This is a genomic window from Streptomyces sp. NPDC028289 (assembly GCF_055565975.1).
This window is the reverse complement of sequence record NZ_JBVHTI010000009.1, coordinates 479178-500916: the sequence shown is the minus strand read 5'-3', so window position 1 is coordinate 500916 and position 21739 is coordinate 479178. Positions and strand designations below refer to the sequence as shown.

At 69.7% G+C, this 21739-nt stretch carries 19 protein-coding genes and 3 pseudogenes; 11 read left to right on the top strand and 11 right to left on the bottom strand.

Annotation, left to right across the window (positions count from 1 at the left end; translation table 11 throughout):
- Positions 1–219: 219 nt before the first annotated feature.
- Positions 220–393: a CsbD family protein gene (locus ACZ4UV_RS42035; RefSeq protein ID WP_451021623.1), complete on the bottom strand. Its 174-nt coding sequence runs from the start codon at positions 391–393 to the stop codon at positions 220–222.
- Positions 394–531: 138 nt separating this feature from the next.
- Between ACZ4UV_RS42035 and ACZ4UV_RS42030 the strand changes: the two genes are divergently transcribed.
- Positions 532–702, top strand: coding sequence for a hydrophobic protein (locus ACZ4UV_RS42030; RefSeq protein WP_451021624.1), 171 nt, complete (start codon positions 532–534; stop codon positions 700–702).
- A 936-nt stretch (positions 703–1638) separates the two neighbouring features.
- Here the strand turns inward: ACZ4UV_RS42030 and ACZ4UV_RS42025 are convergent.
- Complete coding sequence (locus ACZ4UV_RS42025; protein WP_451021625.1) at positions 1639–2847, bottom strand: phospholipase D-like domain-containing protein; 1209 nt, start codon at positions 2845–2847, stop codon at positions 1639–1641.
- 824 nt (positions 2848–3671) lie between these two features.
- Between ACZ4UV_RS42025 and ACZ4UV_RS42020 the strand changes: the two genes are divergently transcribed.
- The 3 genes and pseudogenes from ACZ4UV_RS42020 to ACZ4UV_RS42010 all read left to right on the top strand — a co-directional run.
- Positions 3672–3914, top strand: a complete 243-nt coding sequence (locus ACZ4UV_RS42020) for an STAS domain-containing protein (protein WP_451021626.1) — start codon at positions 3672–3674, stop codon at positions 3912–3914.
- Positions 3914–4846 (top strand): anti-sigma factor RsbA family regulatory protein, encoded by a 933-nt coding sequence (locus tag ACZ4UV_RS42015; protein WP_451021627.1) that lies wholly within the window; start codon positions 3914–3916, stop codon positions 4844–4846. Before ACZ4UV_RS42020 ends, ACZ4UV_RS42015 begins: the two co-directional genes overlap by 1 nt.
- Positions 4847–4981: 135 nt before the next feature.
- Positions 4982–5158, top strand: a pseudogene (locus ACZ4UV_RS42010) (RNA polymerase sigma factor SigF); the annotation flags it as partial.
- A gap of 154 nt (positions 5159–5312) precedes the next feature.
- Here ACZ4UV_RS42010 and ACZ4UV_RS42005 read toward each other — a convergent pair.
- Positions 5313–7052, bottom strand: a complete 1740-nt coding sequence (locus tag ACZ4UV_RS42005; RefSeq protein ID WP_451021628.1) for a PP2C family protein-serine/threonine phosphatase — start codon at positions 7050–7052, stop codon at positions 5313–5315.
- Positions 7053–8165: 1113 nt separating this feature from the next.
- Between ACZ4UV_RS42005 and ACZ4UV_RS42000 the strand changes: the two genes are divergently transcribed.
- Positions 8166–10136: a potassium transporter Kup gene (locus tag ACZ4UV_RS42000; RefSeq protein WP_451021629.1), complete on the top strand. Its 1971-nt coding sequence runs from the start codon at positions 8166–8168 to the stop codon at positions 10134–10136.
- A 240-nt stretch (positions 10137–10376) separates the two neighbouring features.
- Here ACZ4UV_RS42000 and ACZ4UV_RS41995 read toward each other — a convergent pair whose 3' ends face one another.
- The 3 genes from ACZ4UV_RS41995 to ACZ4UV_RS41985 form a co-directional block, all read right to left on the bottom strand.
- A complete protein-coding gene (locus ACZ4UV_RS41995) occupies positions 10377–11132 on the bottom strand; it encodes a hypothetical protein (protein ID WP_467845377.1) in 756 nt (251 codons plus the stop codon).
- A gap of 155 nt (positions 11133–11287) precedes the next feature.
- Complete coding sequence (locus tag ACZ4UV_RS41990) at positions 11288–11773, bottom strand: hypothetical protein (RefSeq protein ID WP_451022517.1); 486 nt, start codon at positions 11771–11773, stop codon at positions 11288–11290.
- 430 nt (positions 11774–12203) lie between these two features.
- On the bottom strand, positions 12204–12977 hold the full coding sequence (locus tag ACZ4UV_RS41985) for a GbsR/MarR family transcriptional regulator (RefSeq protein ID WP_467845374.1): 774 nt from the start codon (positions 12975–12977) through the stop codon (positions 12204–12206).
- Between the two features lie 232 nt (positions 12978–13209).
- Here ACZ4UV_RS41985 and ACZ4UV_RS41980 point away from each other — a divergent pair, with 232 nt between their 5' ends.
- Both ACZ4UV_RS41980 and ACZ4UV_RS41975 read left to right on the top strand, forming a co-directional pair.
- Positions 13210–13875, top strand: coding sequence for a DUF4097 family beta strand repeat-containing protein (locus ACZ4UV_RS41980; protein ID WP_451022519.1), 666 nt, complete (start codon positions 13210–13212; stop codon positions 13873–13875).
- A gap of 107 nt (positions 13876–13982) precedes the next feature.
- A complete protein-coding gene (locus ACZ4UV_RS41975; RefSeq protein WP_451022520.1) occupies positions 13983–14801 on the top strand; it encodes an alpha/beta fold hydrolase in 819 nt (272 codons plus the stop codon).
- A gap of 274 nt (positions 14802–15075) precedes the next feature.
- On the opposite strand, the gene ACZ4UV_RS41970 is transcribed toward ACZ4UV_RS41975, so the two are convergent.
- On the bottom strand, positions 15076–15951 hold the full coding sequence (locus tag ACZ4UV_RS41970) for an alpha/beta fold hydrolase (RefSeq protein ID WP_467845512.1): 876 nt from the start codon (positions 15949–15951) through the stop codon (positions 15076–15078).
- The gene (locus ACZ4UV_RS41965; RefSeq protein WP_467845370.1) at positions 15884–16516 is read right to left on the bottom strand and encodes a hypothetical protein; all 633 of its coding nucleotides are present in this window, start codon (positions 16514–16516) and stop codon (positions 15884–15886) included. The genes ACZ4UV_RS41970 and ACZ4UV_RS41965 overlap by 68 nt, the downstream gene beginning before the upstream one ends.
- A gap of 87 nt (positions 16517–16603) precedes the next feature.
- Between ACZ4UV_RS41965 and ACZ4UV_RS41960 the strand changes: the two genes are divergently transcribed.
- Entirely contained in the window at positions 16604–17194 is a 591-nt protein-coding gene (locus tag ACZ4UV_RS41960) for a TetR/AcrR family transcriptional regulator (protein WP_467845367.1), read from the top strand.
- Positions 17195–17289: 95 nt separating this feature from the next.
- Here ACZ4UV_RS41960 and ACZ4UV_RS41955 read toward each other — a convergent pair whose 3' ends face one another.
- Positions 17290–17679 (bottom strand): hypothetical protein, encoded by a 390-nt coding sequence (locus ACZ4UV_RS41955; RefSeq protein ID WP_467845364.1) that lies wholly within the window; start codon positions 17677–17679, stop codon positions 17290–17292.
- A 407-nt stretch (positions 17680–18086) separates the two neighbouring features.
- Here ACZ4UV_RS41955 and ACZ4UV_RS41950 point away from each other — a divergent pair, with 407 nt between their 5' ends.
- Positions 18087–18776 carry a GAF and ANTAR domain-containing protein gene (locus ACZ4UV_RS41950; protein ID WP_451023132.1) on the top strand — a complete coding sequence of 230 codons (690 nt, stop codon included), beginning with the start codon at positions 18087–18089 and terminating at the stop codon, positions 18774–18776.
- 123 nt (positions 18777–18899) lie between these two features.
- On the opposite strand, the pseudogene ACZ4UV_RS41945 reads toward ACZ4UV_RS41950, so the two are convergent.
- Positions 18900–19280 (bottom strand): annotated as a pseudogene (locus tag ACZ4UV_RS41945) (trehalase-like domain-containing protein); the annotation flags it as partial.
- Positions 19281–19370: 90 nt separating this feature from the next.
- Positions 19371–19496, bottom strand: coding sequence for a hypothetical protein (locus ACZ4UV_RS41940; protein ID WP_467845360.1), 126 nt, complete (start codon positions 19494–19496; stop codon positions 19371–19373).
- A 105-nt stretch (positions 19497–19601) separates the two neighbouring features.
- Here ACZ4UV_RS41940 and ACZ4UV_RS41935 point away from each other — a divergent pair, with 105 nt between their 5' ends.
- Positions 19602–21146, top strand: coding sequence for an FAD-dependent oxidoreductase (locus ACZ4UV_RS41935; RefSeq protein WP_467845357.1), 1545 nt, complete (start codon positions 19602–19604; stop codon positions 21144–21146).
- Positions 21147–21263: 117 nt separating this feature from the next.
- Positions 21264–21557: pseudogene (locus ACZ4UV_RS41930) on the top strand (flavodoxin family protein); the annotation flags it as partial.
- Positions 21558–21739 lie beyond the last annotated feature (182 nt).

Sequence of the window (21739 nt, the reverse complement as noted above, 5' to 3'; positions counted from 1 at the left end):
TCCCGTATCCGCCCGGGACCCGCGGGTGCGGGCCTGGTGGCGACCTGGGCGACGGCCATGGACGGGAAATCGTCGGCACGGTGGCGGGCGAGAAGGCCGATGAGCAGTTGAGGCGAGACTCAGCGCCTGCGTGTTCGGCCCTCGGCGATCCGTCGAAAGGGGCCTTGCCGGAGTGACGCCGGGCAGGCCCCCTTCGAATTCCCGGTGGAGAATGCAGGTTTAGTGCTTGAACGCGTCCTTCGCCTTTTCCTTGGCCTCACGGGCATCGCCCGTGCTCTTCTCAGCCTGCCCCTCAGCGGCCATGCGGTCGTTTCCGATGGCGCTTCCCACGGCTTCCTTGGCCTTGCCCTCGGCCTGCTCGCCCTTTGCCTTGGCCTTCTCGCCGGCAGTCATGGAAGAGTCCCTCCTATAGCTCGTGTGCCGCTGTCGCGGTAACCCGCTTTTGCCCCGGCGTTTCTTTCACAAACAAAGCGTAGTCGGTGAATGGTGACGGAATTGCAGGGCAGGCGATTGTGCAGGAGGTTGATAAACATGGTTCCCCTGCTGCTTGTTCTGCTTCTTGCACTGCTCCTCTTCGGTGCCGGCTTCGCCATCAAGATCCTCTGGTGGGTCGCCGTCTTCGTCCTGGTGCTGTGGCTTCTCGGCTTCGTCATGCGCTCCACCACCGCCGGTGGCGGCCGAGGTCGTTGGTACCGATGGTGATCTGACCCGCAGCGCGCCTTCATCACGGGGTCCGGCCGATATGACGGCCGGGCCCCGTGCGCATGCCGGCCGTGAGGCGACCTGGTATGTAAGAGGCCATACAGCCTATAGGTGTCCCAAACGGAAGCAGGGTAGGCGTGTTGCCGTCGAGGGCGGGACACGCACGCGCGATGGAACCCGCGCGACCTCCTGCCGTGTCCCCGCCCCGGCCTTATCGGCGGCCGTGCGCCCAGCCGGGCTGCGGCGGCGTGCGGAGGTCCCGCGGCGCGACTCCCGGACGCAGTGGCCGGCGACCGGGACGCGGCTACCGATGTGGCCAGGTAGAAAGCGACCACGGCCGAGGTGATCCGTCGCAGCCCCGACCACGTCCGTACGGACCTCCCGTTGCCTTTCAGCGTCGGCTTCCGTTCGAAGCCTGACCCTGGGGACACGTAACAGTGGCTCGATACCTGGATGCGGAGAGCGGCTCAGAGCCGGGCGGGGGCCGGGGGGGCCTTCTCCTCCCGGACTCCTGTACCACGAGGCCGGCTTCTTGTACGCGCCCCGCACTCAACGCCGCCCGTACGGGTCGGCTTGACCTGACAGACCTGGGCATGGACGGCGGTGAGCAAGGTCGCGGACGACCATGCGGCGGGTCGTCGCGGCAGCGTGTCCACCGGTGACCGAAGCCGTTTCCGGTTCTCAGCGGCCAGATGCGGCAACTCGCAGTGCGCTACGTCTCGTTCTGCGGCAGGGTCGCCAGGGGGGCGCCTACCTGTGGCCGAGCGGCCCAGCAGACCGGCCCTGGAACCGCCCCGGTGAGCGGCTTTCGCGTGCCGCCGGGAGGACGATCGGTCTGTGGGACCGCGGGTACGGCGTGCCTACGCTTCACGCTTGCGGCGCTGGCTGGCTCGCGCGGATCCTGCGGTTCGCCATTGTGCCAGGGTGCCGGTCGGCTCACAGGAAGCGCCGGATCGGGGTGACGGCGGCTTCCCTGGCGCGTTGCAGCACTGCCCGTCGTCTCCATCGAGTGAGCTCGATGCCCACGCTGTGGCGCAGGTCCGCCTCGTAGTCGCGGTCGAGGGAAGCGGTGAACTCCTCGTCCAGGACGGCGAGCATCACTTCTTCGTCGTGGTCCATGGACCGGCGGTTGAAATTGGTGGATCCGATGAGAGAGGCGACCGAGTCCACCGTGATGATCTTGGCGTGCATCATGGTCGGCTGGTACTGGCGGATGTGCACGCCGGCCTGCAGCAGACGAGTGTAGTGGTGTTGCCCGGCGAGCTGGCAGGCCCGCTGGTCGGTGTGGGGGCCGGGCAGCAGGATCTCGACATGCACGCCACGACGTGCGGTCTGGCACAGCAGGTCGATGAAGTAGGCGTCAGGGGCGAAGTAGGCGGTGGCCAGCCGGAAGCGTTCCTCGGCGGAGGTGAGCATGACCCGGATGAGGGTTTGCATGTCCTGCCAGCCGATGCTTGCGGAGCCGCGCACAACCTGCACCACCGACGAGCCGGCCTGCGGGTGTTCCGCGAAACGGTCGCGGTCATCGAAGAGTTCGTCATGACACTCGGCCCAGTTCTGCGCGAACGCGGCGGCGATGCCGTCCACGGCCGGCCCGCGCACCTGGACGTGGGTGTCGCGCCACTCGGCAGGGTTGCGGGCATTGCCGCTCCATTCCTCCGCGATGCCGACGCCGCCGGTGAAGGCGGTGTGTTCGTCGACGACGAGGGCCTTGCGGTGGCAACGGTGGTTCTGTTTGAACGGTGACAGCCACACGGGTTTGCGGAACCAGGCCACCTGCACGCCCGCGGCGCTCATGAGGTCCAGCAGCCGCCGCTCGATCTCCTTGGCGCCGAAGCCGTCGAGCAGCAGTCGCACGCGCACCCCCGCGCGGGCGCGGTCGGCCAAAGTGACGGCGAAGTCGTGGGCGATCTGGCCCCGCCAATACACGAACGTCATCATGTCGACGGTGTGCCGAGCCGAACGGATCGCCCCGAGCATCGCGGGGAAGATCTCATCACCGTTGCGCAGGGGCACCAGATCATTGCCTTCGGTGGCGGCCACGCCGATCAGTCGCTCCAGGCGACGGCGTAGGCGCTGCTTGCGCGCTGCTGCGTCAGGCGCGGTGTCGCGCGCAGGGGGTGCCGGTATGCCGTCGAGTATCACGTCGAATCTCCCACTGGACCATGAAGACAGAACATCACGGGCGCTGGGCGAGCCCGAACAACCACATTCCCGGCCGGCACCGCGGCACTCCAGCAGTCTGCCTGGACCGAGCCCACCGACACCGTGACGCCAGCCGCGCAGGCTTTTCTGAGGACGTCACTCAGGTGATCACCGTCGTGTCGTCACGACGCTCGTTTGACGCTCCAGACGTCCGCAAGGGTGGTCAGTGCAGCCGCAAAACCCGATCTGAGCCCGTTGAAAAAGGCAACTGACCTGCGCTTGACGTGGAACGTGTCCTGGTTCAGGGGAGTGGGTTCGGCTACGGCGTCGTGGGCGCCTCGGGAGATGATGCACGCGTTCCCCGCACTCCGTGGGGCATAACGAGAAACCGTCCCGACGCTCATTTGACGCCGCTTCCGACGGAGCGTCAGGTAGGTGGCCCGCTGGGCAAAACGTTCTGGGCCGAACTCAGCCTCGCTCCCTGAGCTCGCCCCCCTAGGTGTGAGTCAGCATGGGCGCCACTACGGGAGGACACCTACTCGGTCGCATGAGCTCCACCAGCTCGCCTCACCGGGACCCGTGCAGGCCAGGCCCGGCCCGATTCCCTCGCTTGGCCGGACCGGGCGTCCGCGGTTTCTGACCGACTATCGTGCAAGGTGATCGGTAGAGCCGCTGTGCGGCCGAGCCCGGGGAACTGGGGGGGCAAGAGCGTGGATGTCGTACCTGGCGTGGGCGGGTCCCCCGCCGAGCCGCCACGTGGCGCGGTACTGCAGATCGATCCGTTGCCTGACAGTTCGGGGGTGGGGGCGATAGGGGAGATCAGCATGAACACACGGTCCGTATGGCAGCAGGCGCTGAATCAGCTGGTCGAGCGTCGCGCGGATGTGCTGCACGTGGATCTGTCCCGGGTGAGGTTCGTGGATGTGGCCGGTGTGACGGACCTGGCGGTCACCGCCCAGCGTCTCCCCGAGGGGCAGCGGATCGTGCTTCACCGCCCACCGCCGCAGTTGCCACGCATCCTCGAGCTTTTCTGGCCCGGTATCGCCGCGATCGAGGTGGCTGCGTGATGAGCACAGCCACCTCGCACGAGCCGTTCGTTCACCCGGCTCTCTTCTACCGCGGCACGGACCAGTACATCGAGGGCACGGTTCCCTTTTTGCGGGAAGGGCTGGACGCCGGTGAGCCCGCAGCCGTCGCCGCTCCGCCGGATCGTCTGGAGCTGATCCGCGGGGGGCTGGGTGAGCGAGCGGCGGAGGTGCGCTTCATCGACATGACCCAGGCCGGCCGCAACCCCGGCCGCATCATCCCCAGCGTGCTGCGCAAGTTCGCCGACGCCCAGCCGAGCGCTCGCCGGGTCCGCATCATCGGCGAGCCGATCTGGCAGGGTCGTTCCGCCGTCGAGTACCCGGCGTGCGTCCAGCACGAGGCGCTGATCAACATCGCTTTCACCGGGCGCGCGGTGACCATCCTGTGCCCCTACGACGCCGGGCAGCTGGCCAAGCAGGCCCTCAGCGACGCCCTGGCGACCCACCCGGTCGTCATCGACGCCGATGGCCAGAGGCAATCCTCCGCTTATGGCCCCGAGCAGATCATCGCCCGCTACAACGAGCCACTGCTCGCCCCCCTCGAAGCCGTGGCCCGCCCGTTCGCCGCCCGGACACTGCCCGACACCCGCGACTTCGCCGTGTCCCAGGCGCGGTCCCTGGGCGTGTCCGGCGTGAGCCTGGGAGATCTGGAACTCGCGGTGGCGGAGCTGACCACCAACAGCGTCGTCCACGGCGCCGGTTCGGGGACACTGCGGATCTGGGCCGAGAGCGACCGGATCGTCTGCGAGATCCACGACGGCGGACAGCTGACCGATCCCCTGGCCGGCCGCCGCCCGCCGAATCCCACGCAGCCCGGCGGCCGTGGACTCCTGCTCGTCCACCAACTCGCCGACCTCGTCCGCGTCCACACCGGCCCCGACGGCACCACTATTCGCTGTTACCTCCCCAGCTGACCACGACCAGGGTGGCGGGCCCGCTCAACACAGCACAGGTATAGGTGCGGGAGTACGGGGGATGCGCTGCGCCGTCGGCCGTTTTGCAGGCGGTAGCGGTCGGCTCGAACTTTGGGAGGGCACAGCGTGGCGGTCATGAGGATTCCGGCGGCACTGGACGCACGAACGAGCGAGCTGCCGGAGGTCGCCGACCCCTCCCGGGTGGCGCCCAAGGACGCTCGCCAGCTCTCCCGGCTCTTCTTCGAACAGCTGACGGTCCTGGAAGAGGGCACCCCCGAGTACAGCTACGCCCGCGGAACGCTGATCGAGATGGAGACCGGCTCGACCTGCCCCGACCGGACGGCGTCCACGAAGCCGTGGTCGAGCACCGGGTTGACCGCTTCGCGGGCATTCGAAGCCTCAGCCCACCGGCTCCGGAGCTTCGACGGTCCCCTGTTCCGCCCACTCGATCTGCCTCACGCGCGGGTCAGGCGGGTCCTGCGGGAGGGGGTGTGCGCAGCGCGATCATGGCGACGTCGTCATCGTTGTCGCTGGGGCGGACCTGGTCCAGCAGCGAGTCGCAGAAGGAGTCGAGGGGGCGGTGGGCGAGGGAGGCCGCGTGTCGGCGCAGCCGGTCAAGCCCGTGATCGATGGAGTGGTGCGGGGATTCGACCAGTCCGTCGGTGTAGAGCAGGAGCGTGGCCCGGGGTGGCAGGACGGTGACGGCGTCGGGGCGAGGTCTGGTGACTCCGGTTCCGAGGAGTATGCCGTGAGCCTCGTCGAGGTAGCGGGTCTGACCGTCGTGGGTGATGAGCAGGGGCGGCGGGTGGCCGGCGTTCGTCCAGCGTACGCGCCACAGTGTGTCACTCCCGAGGGTGAGCCTGGCGAGGATCATGGTGGCCATGGGTACCTCGGCTATGTGCATCACGGCATCGTCGAGCCGTGTGACGACGGCGCTGGGTGCGGCCTCGGGGTGGGACCAGGCGAAGGCGCGCAGCATGTTGCGGACCTGCGCCATGCCGGCTGCGGCGTCGAGATCGTGTCCGACGACGTCGCCGATGGCCAGTGCGTGGGCGTGGGCGGCCAGAGCGAAGGCGTCGTACCAGTCACCGCCCACGGATGAGGCATCCGGAGCGGGTACGTAGCGCGCGGTCATCTCCAGCCCGGGCAGGACGGGCAGCTGGGGCAGCAGGTGGCGTTGCATGGTCTCGGCGACTTTGCGCTGGCGCTGGTACAGGCGCGCGTTGTCCAGCGCCAGGCCCGCCCGGCGGGTGAGGTCCTCCAGCAGCGGCAGGTCGGCAGGGGTGAAGGCGTCATGACGCTGGGCGCGGCCCAGGGTCAGGGCGCCGAGTACGTCCCGCAGTCCGCGAATGGGTGCGATGACGGCGGAGTGCATACCTGTCGCGGTGAACAGGCGCTGCTGCTCGACCGCTATGCCGGAGTCGGGCGGACCTTGGTAGGTGGCGGGCCCGGCGAGGGAGGAGGCGGCGCCGCGCAGGGCCCGTGACAGGGGCATCGGTGACTCTGCCGGCACGGGAGGCATCGGGCCCTGCAGGTCGTCCCGCTCGACGAGAATGCCGTCCTTGTGTTCCATCACGAGAACGCGTCGTACTTCGTCACGTTCGGTGAGCAGGTCGAACACGGCCCAGTCCGCGAGCCGGGGCACGGTCAGGGCCGCCAGTCGGTGCAGCGCCTCGTCCGCGTCCAGGGTGGATGTGAGCTGCGTGGTCGTCTCCGCCAGCAGGGACAGGCGGTCCAGTTCCGTCAGTGGCGCGGAGTGCCCGCCGTCGGTGTGGCGCACGTCCCCTGGCCTCGGCTCGTACAGCATCGCCAGCGCACCTGTCCCGCCCGGACCGGGTGAGTAGGGCGTGACCAGCCAGGACAACTGGACGAGAGTACCGTCCCCGCAGGCGAACCACTCGGCGTCGCCATGTCTGGTGTCCCCCGTGAGGATGGCCTTCCTCATCGGGCAGCGCGTGCGCGGCACTGAGTGCCCGTATCTGTCCCGGTGCAGCAGGTCATGGAAGTCCTGACCGACGAGTTCTGAGGCTTCCCTGCCCAGCAGGCTTTGGGCCGCGCTGTTGGCCGCGACGACGAGGCCGTCGTCATCGACCGCGATAGCGGACGCCCGCAGGTTTTCCAGCGTTCCGTCGAGCAGGGCGCCAGAACGCGCCTGATGGCCGGGCAGGGGAACACTGTCCCTGCCGGGAGCGGCGACGTCGTCCATGGTCCTCCTCTGTTCAAGCCCGAATCGAGTCGGGTACCCCAACCGGATTCCGGCATGCGTCGAAGGCTCGGCTTCCCTGGTGACTGCGGCACATCCTGGTGGTGCAGGAAGAAGCCGTCCTTGAAGTCCCGAATGCCGGTCGCGAGTGATGAGGAGGAGGGGACTGGTGGTCTTGACGCTCGTTTGACGCTCTCGGCGCACGCACGCGGAGCAATGAGCCGGAAAACGGTCCCTGAGCTGGTGTTCTTCGTGACTCGTCCGGGACGACCTCTTTTCGATGACGCATCACGTGGAGTGCGTGGCGATTCTTGAGCCGGTCGGGAAGGGCGCCTGACCTGCGGGCTTGGATGGTGCGCGGTGTGGGCGTCACGGGCGATGTCTTGACGCTGAAATGACGCTCTCCGGGGTATCTTGACGCTCATTCGACGCTCGTTCTGATGGGCTGTCAGGCGGGTTGAGGTGCTGCTCAGGCCGCTTGTAGCGGCCAAGAGTGGACGTGGTTGCCCTGGGCAAAGGGGCCGCGAGTCGTCCTGGCTGAGTGCGAAGAGACCTTCTGGAAGTTGTCTTCCCGAGGGCGCTGGTCGGCGGTGGTAGGGCGCACTCGCCTCTGGCCGGCACGGATGACCCCTTCCGTGTCTTTCGGGGGGCATGTGCGCGTCGCGCAGTCGATCCTTCCCCACGCGCTCCCGAGCGCCGCTCATACTCCCGGGATTCCCCCAGGAGCAGTTCGGCGGCGCGGAGGCGGGGAACGCTGCTGCGGTGCTCGCGAAGCAGAGGGCCCTGTTGGCACTCCGTTGCCGGCGCCGCTGTGGTCCCCGGCCGTTCCGTGGGCGTCGGGTCGCTCTGCTGCAGATTCGGGTTCCGGCGCATCGTGAATCCCGCAACCTGCCGGACCAGCCCAACGCCGCCGAACACCCACCAGCACTTCTTGGCTTCGGAGGCAGAGTACCTGAGGGTCCGCTCACCCCTACCACTCGTGGTATCACTCGTGGACCTCTGCGCCGTGCCGAATCGGGAACCGGCATGCGGGGTGTGCTGCCGAGAGGCGATCAACGGACCTGTATCGTCCCGCACGACACGCCCGGTAACCGGCCTGCGCCGCGGAGGATCGACATGACCAGCCATCGGCACCCGGCCGGCTCGGACGAAGGATCATCAACGGGGCTGTCAGGGCCCCATGCTCCGGACCCGCGAGCGGCAGTCCGCCTCTCGCTGATCGTCGGGGCGCTCGGTGTGGTGTTCGGCGACATCGGAACCAGCCCGATCTACACCCTCCAGACGGTGTTCAACCCCGGCGACCCGCACCCCGTCCCGGTCAGCACGGAGAACGTGTACGGGGTGGTGTCCCTGGTGTTCTGGTCGGTGATGATCATCGTCACGGTCACCTATGTGCTGCTCGCGATGCGCGCCGACAACGACGGCGAGGGCGGCATCATGGCGCTGATCACCCTGCTGCGCCGGTGGAGCGGACAGCGCGGGGCGCGGGCCGCCGGCATCCTGGCGGCCCTGGGCATCTTCGGCGCGTCCCTGTTCTTCGGCGACAGCATGATCACACCGGCGATCTCCGTGCTGTCCGCGGTGGAGGGACTGAAGGTCGTCCAACCGTCGCTGGGCGAGGCGGTCGTACCGATCACCGCGGTGATCATCGTGGTGCTGTTCCTGGTGCAACGGAGAGGAACCGCGGCGGTGGGCCGGGTGTTCGGGCCGATCATGATCGCCTGGTTCCTGGCCATCGGCGCCTGCGGCGTCATCGGCATCACCGACCATCCGGAGATCCTCAAGGCACTGTCGCCGACCTATGCGGCGGGCTTCCTGTTCGGCCACTTCGGCACCGCCTTCTTCGCCCTGGCCGCGGTCGTGCTCGCGGTCACCGGAGCCGAGGCGCTCTACGCCGACATGGGGCACTTCGGACGCCGTCCGATCACGCGCGCCTGGCTGTTCCTCGTCTTCCCGGCGTGCGTCCTCAGCTACCTCGGCCAGGGCGCGCTGATCCTCGCCGACCCGCACAACATCAGCAGCCCGTTCTTCCTGCTCGTGCCGGGCTGGGGACGCTGGCCGATGGTCCTGCTGGCCACGGCCGCCACGGTGATCGCCTCCCAGGCGGTGATCACCGGCGCGTACTCGGTGACCTCCCAGGCGGCACAGCTGGGCTATCTGCCGAGGCTGCGGATCGCGCACACCTCCGAGTCCACCGTGGGCCAGATCTACGTCCCCTGGATCAACTGGCTGCTGATGGTCTCGGTCCTCACCCTCGTCTTCGCGTTCCGCAGTTCCGCGGCGCTGGCCTTCGCCTTCGGCATGGCGGTCACCGGCACCATCACCATCACCACCCTGCTGTTCTTCTACATCGCCCGCGCCAAGTGGGGCACCCCGCGCTGGCTGATCGGCGTCGGCGCGGCGCTGCTGCTGACGGTGGACCTGCTGTTCGTCGCCGCCAACCTGACCAAGCTGGTCCACGGCGCCTGGCTGCCGCTGCTGATCGGCCTCACCGTGTTCACCGTCATGACCACCTGGCAGCGCGGCCGCGAGCTCGTCACCGCCGAACGGGCACGGCGCGAGGGCCCGCTGGATGAGTTCATCGAGGAACTCCGTGCCAAGGAGGCGACGACGCTCCGCGTGCCCGGCACGGCCGTCTTCCTCAACCGGGGCAAGGAGACCGCACCCTTGGCGATGCGGGCCAACCTCGAACACAACCACGTACGGCACAACCAGGTCGTGATCCTGGCCATCACGACCGAACCCGTTCCCCGCGTCCCGGCCGACCAGCGGATCACCGTCGACGGCCTCGGCTACGCCGACGACGGGATCATCCACGTCACCGCCCACGTCGGTTACATGGAGACACCGGACGTGCCCGGCATCCTGGCGGCGCTGGACCCGGCCTCGACCGAGGGGCCGCTGCAACTCGACGAGGCGTCCTACTTCCTGTCCACGATCGAGCTCCGCCGTGGAGCGGCGCCGACGATGGCGCCCTGGCGCAAGCGCCTGTTCATCGCCACGTCCTACATCACGGCCGATGCCGCCGAGTACTTCGGCCTGCCCCGCGACCGGACGGTCATCATGGGTTCGCACATCGAGGTGTAGGCGACCGCCGACTCCCACGCCAAGCCCGGACCGACCCCTCCCGGCCATGCCGTCACGACGCGGTACGGCCCGGCTTCCTCGACGTATGCGCCCGTTTCCTGCCAGGGCGAGTTGCCGACTTGTCGCCCAAGTCCGCCCCGAACCGGCTGTGTGCGTATCGACGCGACAAGCGGCTCCTCTCGCGGTGCCCGCCAGAGGATCACGTTCCACAGCCGCATGGACTGGTCACCGGGAGCCGGTTCAGCCGTCGGTCATCGCGATGAAGTCTCCGTGCCAGCTGTGGTACCAGACCTGGCCGGTGGTGGCGTTGACCGACAGCATGCCGGTGATCTTCCCGTGGGCCAGTGTGTGAAGCGTGTAATACCCCGGGAACTGCTCCGCCTCGCCCGGTGTCCAGCCGGTGTGGTGGTCGTCCAGCCACTGGCGGCCGATCACGCGGGCATCCGCAGCGGAGACGCGAGGCTTCGCGCCGCCGGAGACGGAGTGCATGCCGTACTCGGTGTTCCACATCATCGTCGGGCCGTATTCGAACCAGACCGCGCCGTCGGCCGGGTCGACGAGGACTTCCGTGGCGTGCCGGCCGCCGGTGGTGTTCAGTTCGGCGTAGAAGTTGCGAGAGAACTGCATGACCTCACCCACGCGCAGGCCGAGCCGGTCGGCGAAGTCCTGCGCCCGGGCCCTGGCCATCGCCGGCGAGCTCACCGGCTGTCCGTTGCCGACCAGCCCGCAGGGGCTTGCGCCCATCATCGCCGGTCCCATCCAGGTGCCGCCGTCGCTGCCGTATCCGCGGTCGCCCGTCATGCCCCAGCCCGACGGGCCGTAGCCCTGGCACGAGCCGTACCCGGGGGAGGACATGCGGGACATGCCATAAGCGGCGTGGGACGCGCTGAGGCTTCCCGCCCCGTCGTTCTGCGTCGCGGCCCATACGCCGGTGCCTGCGCCGACCATCGCGATCACGGCGGCCACCACCGCAATGCGCCTACGGTTGTCGGTCATCGTTCCCACCGCCGTCCGGTGCGCGGCCCCGACGGCCGCTGGTCGTCGTTCCCTGTATCGACGGTTGCACCTCACCGGCAGGATGAGGGAGGGGCCACCGGGCCCTCATCGTGACCGATCGGCCCTATGGGGGAGGGGCCGGCTCGGGGTGGCTTTCAGGCACGTCGTCGGCCCCGGCGGTGCAGTCTGCGGCCCACGGTCAGGACGGCCGCGCGTGTCGTCGCGATCACGACCGGAGCCGCGCCCATGGCCCAGGACGTCGGGTCCGGGGCGGACCGCAGCGCGCCGGCCAGGCCCAGGTGTACGGCCACGGCGACAGCGACGAGTGCGGTGAGCCCTGTCCACCCGAGACGGTTGCGGTGCGCGGATGCCGAGTACGCAGGGGACGGCGGGCCGGCCACCGAGGTGGGCCGGTGGGCCTGGAAGAGGCCACCGTACGCTCGGCTCGCCGTCGCCCCTGCCGGCTGCTCGGCGCAGGAGGCGGCGACCTGGTCCGCACCGCCGGCTGCCGCGACCAGCCGCTGCCAGGTGGTCGCGCGCAGCGCTTTGCCATGGCCCTGGATCTCTCCGCACGGTGACGTCATCACCGTGCTGCCGACGGACCACGACGGCTCCGGCCGTTCCGCATCGGAGCCGGACACACCGGAGAACGACCGGGCACGGCCGGTCTTCGTGGACGCCTCGCGTGGACGCCGGCGCCGCGTGCGACGCGTCGCACGGCTGCTGGTGATCCGCGCGCGTCCATGTCGTTCTGCTGGGCCAGCGCCTTATTGGGCGCCCCCTGGCCCGGCATCCCGGTCCGCGGGTGCAACGCACAGGACCGCGCCGAATCCTGCTGGCTTCCCATCACCACGAGCCTCACGCCCCATGGCCTTGCGCCACTCCCAGCGCACCCCTACGGAGGACCTCGGCACGGATGTGCCCCCTGGCATGCGCAAAGGCCTCATGATCGGCTGGACCGGGCTCCTGCGAGCGCGTGACTTCGCGACGGTGGGGTGACTCCGGCCTTGGGGGCCATCAGTGCAGCGGCGGTCGAGGAGAACGGTCGCGGCCGTGGGCCGAGACGCCTGTCTATCCGTTGTCCGGACTTGGTCGGTCGGTGCCGTTCGAGGTTGTTCCGGGTTTCGAGGTTGTTCCGGGTTTCGTGTGGAGGATCTCGCGGGCCTGTTCCGCTGCGCGGGCAAGGCTCTCGCTGACGAAGTCGAGGAAGCGGGCGACGTTCTCCAGGCGGTTGGCGGCCGGGGTACCGGGGACGAGGACGTCGACGCCCTGCCGTGCGATCTCGACGACCCGGGCGTTGGCCCGGACGCTTGCCATCATCGACTGGTACCAGATGTCGTCGTCGACGATGTAACGCTCACGGCGGCCTTCGCCCTGTTCCCGGCGGGCGAGGCTCTGGCTCTCCAGGAACGCGATCGCCTTGGAGACGGACGCCGGGCTGACCTTCAGGCGCTCGACGAGTTCGGACGCGGTGAGGCTGCCGGTGTCGGTGAGGGTGATGGAGGCCATCACCCGGGCCGGCATCGCGGTCATGCCCGAAGCCATCATGACGGCGGTCAGCGCCTCCTCGTACTCCCGCACGGCCTCGGGATCGCGTCCGTAGGCCGGCAGGGGTGCCTCGGTCCCTCGGCGCGCGGTCTGCCCGCGCCGGTGGGCGCGGCGTTCGGTGGCGCGGTGGGCCAGGTCGGCGCGGTAGGCGGTGGGGCCGCCGTTGCGCATCACCTCGCGGGTGACCGTCGAGGTCGGACGGTCGAGGCGGCGGGCGATCTCGGCGTAGGCGAGGTCGTCGGCCAGTCCCAGTGCGATCTGCTGGCGTTCCTGCTGGGTGAGCCTGCCTCCCGGCATCGCGGTCTCCTTCGTGCCCCTCGGTGGTCCCTGCTGTCTTCAGAGTAGCGTTCATTCTCAATCTATTGCAACGGGCGAGTGGTCTTCGTTGCGTTAACCTCGATGGCCAGCGCAACACTTTCCCGCTATCTAGCTGCATGAATAGAGTTTGCGTGCAGCTGGTGTGTTGCTGGATCAATGAACGCAACGTAGCTTTTCATTCATCGGAAACAGTGAGTCATGGGAGACAGTGATGCAGAAGTTCGCCACCCCCGCCCCGATCACCGCCGTCGTGGACATCCCCGCCGGACGCGTCCAGTTCTTCGCCGCGGACCGCGCCGACACCACCGTCGAGGTCCTCCCCTCGAACCCTTCCAAGAACCGCGACACCAAGGCCGCCGAGCAGACCACCGTCACCTACGCCGACGGCGTGCTGCGGATCACGACGTCGGCCCCCGGCAACCAGCTCTTCGGCCCCTCCGGGTCCCTTCAGGTCACTGTCCAGCTGCCCGCCGGCTCCCGCGTCGAGGGCAAGGCCGCCGGCGCGGAGCTGCGCGGCGTCGGACGCCTCGGCGACGTCGCTTTCGAAGGCGCATACCGCGAGATCAAGATCGACGAGGCCGCGAGTGTCCGCCTCGTCGCGCTGGACGGCGATGTCGAGCTCGGCCGGCTGGGTGGCTCCGCGGAGATCAGCACCGCACGGGGCGACATCCGGATCAACGAAGCCGGCCGCGGCACGGTGGTCCTCCGCACCCAGGACGGCGACATCTCGGTAGCCGCGGCCGCCGGTGTCTCGGCCGCCCTGGACGCCGGTACCGACTACGGCCGCGTCAGCAACGCCCTCAAGAACGACGGCAGCACCGAACTGGACCTCCGCGCCACCACCTCCCGCGGCGACATCACCGCCCGCAGCCTCTGAAGAAGCGGCACCAGAACCGCCCCGGCCGGGCCCGCCGCGAGCCACGTGCAGGGCCCGGCCCGCAGTAGCCGTACCCGACAGCCCACACGATCAGGGGGAACAACGACATGACGAAGAACAGCACTTCCTCGAACGGTTCGGCGTGGACGGGCATGGTGCCGGTCGACGACACGGCCCTGGCCGTCACCGACACCGGCGGTGCCGGCACCCCGGTGGTCTACCTCAACGGCCAGTTCGCCACGCAGGGGTACTGGCGGCGGGTCCTCGCCGAACTGGGGACGGGGTGGCGGCACATCACCTACGACGAGCGGGCCCGCGGCAGGAAGTCGCAGCGCTCGGCGGACTACTCCTTCGAGGCCGCCGTCCGGGACGTCGACGCCGTGCTCGCGGCCAGGGGCGTCGATCGGGCGCTGGTGGTGGGCTGGTCGTACGGCGCGTTCGTCGGGGCGCACTGGGCCCACCGGAACCCGGAGCGTTGCCTGGGTGCGGTCCTGGTCGACGGCGCGCAGCCGTACGACTGGCTGGACGAGGCCATGGAGCAGCGGATCCGGAAGATGTTCCGGCGGATGGGCTGGTTCCTGCCGCTGCTGCGCCCGACGGGCCTGACCCCGCGGATGACCCCCGCCCAGATGGCGGACTGCAATATCGAGCTGGGCAAGATCTCCCGCAAACGCGCACTGGGTCCCGTACTGGACGACGTCACCGTTCCGGTGCGGTACGTGCTGGCCTCCGGGGCGTCCCTCGGAAGCAAGGGTGACGAGCAGGAACGCATCCGCGCCGGCCTCGACGAGGTATTCGGGCGAAACCCGAACCTCCGGCTCGGCGCGAAGGTCGCCAGCAACCACGACGCGATCCTGAAGAAGGACTTCACGGCCGTCGCCGAGGCCGTACGCGAGGTGGCCGCGCTCGATCGCGGACAGCGCTGAAGACGCGACCGCCGGACCGGCGACCGTGCGTTCTCACCACCGTCGTGATCACCGTCGAGGCCGACCGCGTCCGGACCGCGCGGGGCACCCAGCCCTTCGTGCGGGGCGGACGCGGTGAAACGGACGGAGCCGGATCATTCGTCGATGAGTTCGCCGAGAACCTCGGCGGCCAGTTCGGCCCGGGCGGGAGCCCGGTGGGCCCGGCGCTGTTCACGCTCGTGCCGAGTCGGTCAGGGGTGCGGGTGCCGGCTCTGACGCTTGCTTCCGGCGAGTCTCAATCGTCTTCGGTGATGAAGCCGGTCAGCGCGGCAGCGACGGCATCGGGCTGTTCGTCGGGGATGAAGTGTCCTGCGTCCGGCACGACGATCCCGGTGGTGTGGTCGGCCCACGGCCTGATGGAAGCCGCCATGTCGGGGATGGAGCCGTGGCTGCTGGAGATCCCGAGAACCGGGACCGTCAGGCGCTGTTGTTCCAGCGCTTCGTGGTTCTTCTGCGCCGAGGCGGCGGCGTCCCGGTAGTAGGCCAGGGATGCACGGAGACCGCCGTCGGCGGCCACGGACGCGGCGTACTGCTCGATTTCGGCGTCGTCGAAGGTGTCGGAGGAGAGGGTCTTGGCCTTCAGGAACCAGCCCACGTACTCCCGTTCGCGGCCGGTGAGCAGTGTCTCGGGCAGGTCGGGCACGAGGTGGAAGGCGAAGTGCCAGGTCTTCCACGCCTGCCCGGGGTCGGTCGGAACGGCGTCAGGGAGTGTGATGCCCGGGATACCGGCGTCGAGCAGTGCCAGGCCGCGCAACTGGCTCTGGTACTTCAAGGCGAGGGAAAAGGCGACCCACGCGCCGATGTCGTGGCCGACCAGCCAGTACGTCGAGACGCCGAGCGCCTTGACCGCGGCGTGGACGTGCGCGGCGACCGTGTGCGTGTCGTAGCTGATGTCCGGGCGTTCGGAGTGGCCCTGGCCCGGCAGGTCGATCGCGATGGCGTGGAATCGGTCGGCCAGGTTCGGCATCACCTTGCGCCATGCCCACCAGGTCTGCGGGAACCCGGCGAGCAGCACGACGGCCGGACCGTCCGTCCGGCCGCCCTCAACCGCGTGCAGCCGGACGCCGCCCGCGTCGACCCAACGGTGGGTGAAACCCGCCAGGTCGGGCAGCGGCAGGTCGCGGACCGGGTTGCCGGAGACGCGGGGGGCGCCTGCGGTTTCGTTCATGATTCTCCTCCACTGGTGTGAGGTGTGTCGACGGTCTGCTGAAGGTGTCGGGCGGGATGGTTGATCCGGTGCGTCGGCCGAGGACGAGGCCCACGAGCGAGGTGGACACGACGAGAGCGGCGAGCATGGTGCTGGAGACCCGTGTCCCGACGGCCTGATCGGCGAAACCGGGCAGCAGGACCGTGAGGTCGTCCGCCGGCGCGGATCCCAGAGTGCTCGGCGCCGTGAGGGCGAGGGAGAGCGCGAGAACGGGGCGGCGGCCGACGGCGTCGGACAGGGAACCGGCCACGAGCGGGGTGCCGACGACTCCGACGACGTAGGCGATGAACACGACGACGGTGGTGAGCGGTCCGAAGCCGAACTGTGAGGCCCACAGCACGTACAGCGGGATCGTCAGTGTGCCGCCCGCCATGACAACGGTGCAGACGAACGCGACGGCGCCGACCGCGAGCACGAGGTGGGCGTGTCGCTGCGCCGTGCGGTCCGCGGAGTGTCCGGCCGTGATCACGCCTTCACCCTAACCCATCTTGAACTGACTGGTTCAAGATGGGATGATGATCTCCACCAAGCTGGCAGAGCAGGTGGGAGGTGCGGCATGGCAGGCAAGAAGCAGTTCGACATGGCCACGGCGCTCGATGCCGCGATGATCCAGTTCTGGCGCGACGGCTACGCGGACACGTCGGTGGACGACCTGTCCCGGGCGACCGGGCTCAACCGCAGCTCCATCTACTCCTCCCTCGGCGACAAGGACACGCTCTTCCTGCGCTGCCTGGAGCGCTACACCACGCGTTACGGCGACAAGTACGACGCCGCGTTGGCCTGCGCCGCCGACCGGCCCCTGGCGGCCGCGCGGGCGTTCTTCGACATCACCCTGGAACGCATCGCGGACCCCGCTCTGCCCGACGGATGCCTGGTGGCCCAAACCGTCATGGCGACCCCAGCGCTGAGCGCGAGCGTCGCGGCGCGTGCACGGGAGGCGATCGGCTTCCAGCACACCCGGCTACGCGCCGCACTCAAGGCCGGCCGCCTGCACGACGAGGCAGCCGAGTCCTTCGCGACCCACCTTGCGGCCGTGAACCAGTCCCTCGCCGTCATGAGCAGAGCCGGCACGAGCACGGAACAGCTGCGCGCCATCGTCGACGTGACCCTCGGCGCACTGGCGCAGACTCTCGGCACGAGCAACTGAGATGTGGCCGGCAAAAGCGGACTCAGCCGTCTGCCTGAGTAGAGCCCGCCCTGCGTCAGGGCCCCGGTGTCTGCCGGCCGGTACCCGGCAGGGGATCATCGCGGCCGCCCGTCCGGTGCCGGTACGGCGAGGGCGTCCCTGCAGCATTGCGCGAGAGCGGTGGCGGTTTCCGGCTGCTCGGACGGGTCGTCCTGACCGCGGAACGACAGCAGGCGAGAGGGAAGGAGCCGGAGGCAGGCGAGTGTTCCGCCGATCGTGCCGACCCGCAGCGCCACGGGGATTCCTGCTGTCGCGGCGCTGAGGGCACCGGCGACCGAACCCAGCGGCCGGAGGCCGAAACTGACGGTCTGGTACGCACCCAGGGTCCGTGACCGGAGGTGAGGCGGCACCACCAGCGCGAACACCGAGCCGACGGATATGTCCTGAACGGACTCGCCGACGCCGCCCAGCAGCGTGGCGGCCAGGACCACGCGAAGGGCGAGCAACTGGTCGAGTTGTTCGGCAAGGCGCAGGCTGACAGCTGTAAGGCGCAGACCTGGGCCAGGAACCGCTGCGCAGCCGCTTGACCGGCTGATTCCAGGCGGGCGGGATTCTCGCCGGGCGCACACGGCTCAATCCGCCGACGGCCGGCAGCAAGGTCCCTGGAAGCCGGGCCCCAGGGCACCCCCCCCGGGGGGGTCCTGTTCGCACTTCACCCGGACTGTCGACCCGAAGGACTGGGGCTTCGGGTCGACAGCCCGTCTGTCTGCCGTTCGCTCCGCCACGGGGGCGGCCGAGAGCACCCGGAGCCATCTTCCGGCCCGCCAGGGGTATCTGTCTGCGATGTGATGGCGAGCCCCGCCCGAGACCGGGGGTGAGGCTCGTCCGGGCCTGACGAGCAGCGGAGGACGAGGTGGACTGGGGTCGGTTCGCGGAGCAGCTGGCTTCGATGGCGCGGGATCTTCTGGCACAGGACTCGGTCGATGCGACACTGCGGCGGATCACCGCGTCGGCCACGGAACTGGTCGACGGCTGTGACGCGGCCGGCATCCTCGTGCTGCACGACTCGCAGGTGGAGACGCTCGCCCCCACCGACGAACTGGTCACCGACAGTGACCGGCTGCAGCAGCGGCTGGGGGAAGGGCCGTGCTTCGACGCGGCCCGGACGTCGCAGGGTCAGCGGGTCTTCCGCATCGCCGACCTCACCGCCGAGCAGCAGCGCTGGCCGACCTACGCCCCTCAGGCACACAAGCTCGGTGTCGGCAGCATGATGGGCTTTTTGCTGTTCACCGAGAGGGAAGACCTCGGCGCCCTGAACTTCTACTCCCGCGATCCCGGCGCGTTCACCGAGGTCAGTGAGGTGGCCGGATGGTTGCTGGCCTCCCATGCGGCGGTCGCCTTCTCCGCCGCCCGTACCCATGCCCAGCTGGAAAGGGCCCTCGCCACCCGCCACACCATCGGCGAGGCCATGGGCATCGTCATGGGCAGCCACCACCTCACCGAGGACGAGGCGTTCGACGTGCTGCGCCGTTACTCCCAGGCGAACAACGTCAAGCTCCACGAGGTCGCCCGCCGGGTCTGCGAGGAGGGCACCCTGGCATGACCCGCGACGAGGCCCGACTCGGCGACGTCCACCTCGTCCCGGCACCCGAGCCCGGCGTGCCGCAGCAACGTCCGGCACCCGGACGGCACCGAATCCGGGGCGCGTATCGAGCGTGAGTCCGAGACGCGCCGCGCCGCTCGCCACCCGCATCCGGCGCAGCAGCACGAGACGATCGGCGGACGCCGGCATCGCCAGTGCGTCGCGGCACTCGATCACGGCGTCACCGGTCAGCCAGCGGCTCACGTGGATCAGGGTGCCGTTCTCGTAGTAGCCGCCCGACACATGCCAGGGGTCTTCGGGCTGGACACCGAAGTAGCCACCGTCGCCGATGAGCGCGGAGAACACCGCGGCACTGTGCCACCGCGGCGCGCACAACCAGACGACGCGTCCCTCCGGATCCACCACGGCTCCGCGTTCCCCGTCGGCGAGGACCGCGTAGCCGCGCAGCACCCACGGCGGGCAGACACCGTCGCCCGCCTTCACCTGCTTGCCTGGTCTTTCCATGTCACCCACGGTTTCCCGGTGACGGCAGCGAGAGAGCGATCCACACGGCCGCCGCTTCCTGTGCGGGCCGGTTCCGCTTCCCGCATCGGCTCACAGGCTGGTGAGCAGCTGCGATGACAGCGTTTTGATCATGGTCTTGGTCCAGCGTGGTCGGCGCGGGGCCCGGGGGTGGCGGGTGGCGGCGAGGTCGAGCAGGTCGGTCTCCCCGGCGAACACGACCTGTGCGACGAGGTCGGGCGACCGGCTCGCCCGGTCGGGGGCCAGGCGCGCATTCGGACCACCGCGCGTGTGTCGCCTCGACAGAGAGGGAACTCGGCGGCCATGAACGCCCAGGGAGGACTCGGGGAGTCGTACTGGATCGAGACCGCGCCGGGTGGCGAGCCCGCCCCTCCGCCGGCCACGGACATCTCTGTCGACGTCGCCGTGGTCGGCGGCGGCGTGGCAGGGCTCAGCACCGCCTGGGAGCTGACCCGGCGCGGACGCGAGGTGGCCGTGCTGGAGGCGGGGCGGATCGCCGGCGGGGTCACTGGATACACGACGGCCAAGCTGACCGCGCTCCACACCCTCGTCTACGACCACCTGCGCCGCACCCGAGGGCGGGAGGGCGCGCGCCTGTACGCCGAGTCGCAGTCGGCGGCGATCCGCCGGGCCGCCGAGACCGTCGCTGACCTCGGCATCGACTGCGACTGGGAGGAAGCGGCCGCCTGCACGTATGCCGAGAACGAACGGGGCGTCGCACTGGTGCGCGCGGAGGCCGGGGCCGCGCGTGAGGCGGGCCTGCCGGCCGAGTTCGTCACCGGGACGGAGCTGCCGTATCCGGTGGCCGGAGCGGTGCGGGTGACCGGCCAGGCCCAGTTCCACCCCGTGAGGTACCTGCACGCCCTGGCCGCAGATCTGCGCGGCCGCGGCGGCACCGTCCACGAAGGGACCCGGGTCACCGGCCTCACCGAGGGCGAACCCTGCGTCCTGTCCACCGACGCCGGCATCGAGGTGCGGGCGCGCGAGGTCGTGGTCGCCACGCACTACCCCGTCTTCGACCGGGCGCTGCTCTTCACCCGGCTCTCCCCACGCCGTGAACTGGTCGTCGCGGGGACCATCGACGCGAACGTGGCGCCCCGCGACATGTACATCACGCCCGAGCAGAACACCCGGTCCGTGCGCAGCGCCCCCTTCACCGACGGGCAGCGTCTGCTGATCGTCACGGGCGAGCACTTCACCCCCGGTGCCCCCGGTACCGCCGACGTCGAGGAACGCCTCGCCCGGCTGACGGCCTGGGCCGCCGACCGCTTCCCCGGACTGACCATCACCCACCGGTGGGCCACCCAGGACAACGACTCCACGGACTCCGTCCCCCTCGTCGGCCCCCTCCACCCCGGCAGCCATCACACCTACGTGGCCACCGGCTTCGGGGGTTGGGGCCTGAGCGGCGGCATCATGGCGGGCCGGCTGATCAGCGACCTCATCGAGGGCCGGGAAGTCGAATGGGCGGGGCTCTACGACCCCCGCCGACTGGGCTCCGTGGTCCGTGAAGGCGGGTCGTTCCTCAAGCACCAGGCTCACGTGGTCAAGCACTTCGTGGGCGACCGGCTCCCACCCGTCACGGCCCCCGCAGCCGATGACCTCACCCCCGGGGACGGTGTCGTCATCCGGGTCGGCGGACACCGGTGCGCCGTCCACCGGGACGACAGCGGCCAGCTCCACGCCGTCTCGGCCCGCTGCACCCACCTCGGCTGCCTCGTCGCCTTCAACCGCGCGGAACAGGCATGGGAATGCCCCTGCCACGGCTCCCGCTTCGCCCCCGACGGCAGCATCCTGCAGGGCCCGGCCGTAAGGCCACTGGGAAAGCGCGACGTCCAGTTGCCCTGACGTCCGCGGGAGGCTCCGTCGTCACGGCAGCTGCCCACGGGTGCCCGTGGGGCACCGCCGACGGCGTCCGGCACGCCCCCATTCCCACACCAGTGTGGGAACAGCCCCGTGAAAGCCCTGGTCAGCGCCTCACCGACCTGGCTGGGCCGACCCTCCTCCGTGGCGCAGCGGGTGCTGGAGCGCATGGACGCGATGATGTCCGAAACCGACGACGAGGACCGCCCCGTCGCCTGCAACCGGGTCGCGGGCGTGGTCGTCACCGGGAACGAGCACGGCGCCCACCACGTCATCAGCGAGATCTCCGGCGCGCTCGCGGACATCGGCTACACGATCCCCGGCCGCACGATGGCCGACAACCTCTGCGGAGTCGCCCAGGCGCTCGCCGAGCGGCCGTTGACAGCGGCCGGCTGATCCGAGGCCCCGCGGCGGCCCTTGGACGTCCGGAATCACCAGGTCAGCGGCAGCGCCCACGGCCGGCCGACCTGCCTGCCGTCAGGCTCGGCAACTCCCGTCCCGACAGCCGGTGGGGGAGCGCTCGGCTCTTGCCTGGTGGCGGAGGTCCTAGACTGACGCTGCTGTACCGAAGAGGGGCA

Excerpts from the sequence above, each read along its gene's own strand:
- ACZ4UV_RS41980 (WP_451022519.1), top strand. The coding sequence starts at position 13,210 with ATGCAGAAGTTCGCCACCCCCGCCCCGATCACCGCCGTCGTGGACATC.
- ACZ4UV_RS41960 (WP_467845367.1), top strand. The coding sequence starts at position 16,604 with ATGGCAGGCAAGAAGCAGTTCGACATGGCCACGGCGCTCGATGCCGCG.
- ACZ4UV_RS41975 (WP_451022520.1), top strand. The coding sequence starts at position 13,983 with ATGACGAAGAACAGCACTTCCTCGAACGGTTCGGCGTGGACGGGCATG.
- ACZ4UV_RS41995 (WP_467845377.1), bottom strand. The coding sequence starts at position 11,132 with ATGACCGACAACCGTAGGCGCATTGCGGTGGTGGCCGCCGTGATCGCG.
- ACZ4UV_RS42000 (WP_451021629.1), top strand. The coding sequence starts at position 8,166 with ATGACCAGCCATCGGCACCCGGCCGGCTCGGACGAAGGATCATCAACG.
- ACZ4UV_RS41935 (WP_467845357.1), top strand. The coding sequence starts at position 19,602 with ATGAACGCCCAGGGAGGACTCGGGGAGTCGTACTGGATCGAGACCGCG.
- ACZ4UV_RS42005 (WP_451021628.1), bottom strand. The coding sequence starts at position 7,052 with ATGGACGACGTCGCCGCTCCCGGCAGGGACAGTGTTCCCCTGCCCGGC.
- ACZ4UV_RS42030 (WP_451021624.1), top strand. The coding sequence starts at position 532 with ATGGTTCCCCTGCTGCTTGTTCTGCTTCTTGCACTGCTCCTCTTCGGT.
- ACZ4UV_RS42020 (WP_451021626.1), top strand. The coding sequence starts at position 3,672 with ATGAACACACGGTCCGTATGGCAGCAGGCGCTGAATCAGCTGGTCGAG.
- ACZ4UV_RS42035 (WP_451021623.1), bottom strand. The coding sequence starts at position 393 with ATGACTGCCGGCGAGAAGGCCAAGGCAAAGGGCGAGCAGGCCGAGGGC.
- ACZ4UV_RS41985 (WP_467845374.1), bottom strand. The coding sequence starts at position 12,977 with ATGCCGGGAGGCAGGCTCACCCAGCAGGAACGCCAGCAGATCGCACTG.
- ACZ4UV_RS42015 (WP_451021627.1), top strand. The coding sequence starts at position 3,914 with ATGAGCACAGCCACCTCGCACGAGCCGTTCGTTCACCCGGCTCTCTTC.